Annotated in this window: 1 pseudogene; it reads left to right on the plus strand. The window is 81.2% G+C overall.

Annotated elements, in window-relative coordinates:
- Positions 1-285, plus strand: a pseudogene (locus tag LPA54_RS41165) (hypothetical protein); the annotation flags it as partial.
- Between the last annotated feature and the right edge of the window lie 113 nt (positions 286-398).

The raw sequence follows: 398 nt of genomic DNA on the forward strand, positions 1-398 counted from the left end.
CCCCGGATGGCGGCGTCCGGCGCTCCGGGGACAACCCCGCGGGGTGGGGCCGCGCCCGGTGGCCGTGCGTCCTCGCCGGGCAGCCCTTCGGGCAGCGGTACGGCCGCGCCGAACGGGCAGCCGTCACCGGGGCCCGGGGCCGCGCCCGGCCGGGGGACGGCCCCGCAGCCCGGCGCCGCGGACCGGCGGGGGGCGCCCGTGGGTGCCCCGCTGCCCAAGAAGGACACGTTCGAGAACGTGACCCCCTTCGCGGAACGGCTCGCCGCGCTGCGCCCCGGCGGGTGAGACGGCGGTAAGAAGCGGAGGCCCGGACGGCCGCCGGGGCCGCCCGGCCCCGGCGGCTTGGCACACTGGGCGGGTGCCGCACACCGTTCTGCTCGCCGAAGACGACCGCGCCA

The sequence above is a fragment of the Streptomyces sp. DH12 genome, from assembly GCF_020873895.1.
Taxonomy (GTDB): Bacteria; Actinomycetota; Actinomycetes; order Streptomycetales; family Streptomycetaceae; genus Streptomyces.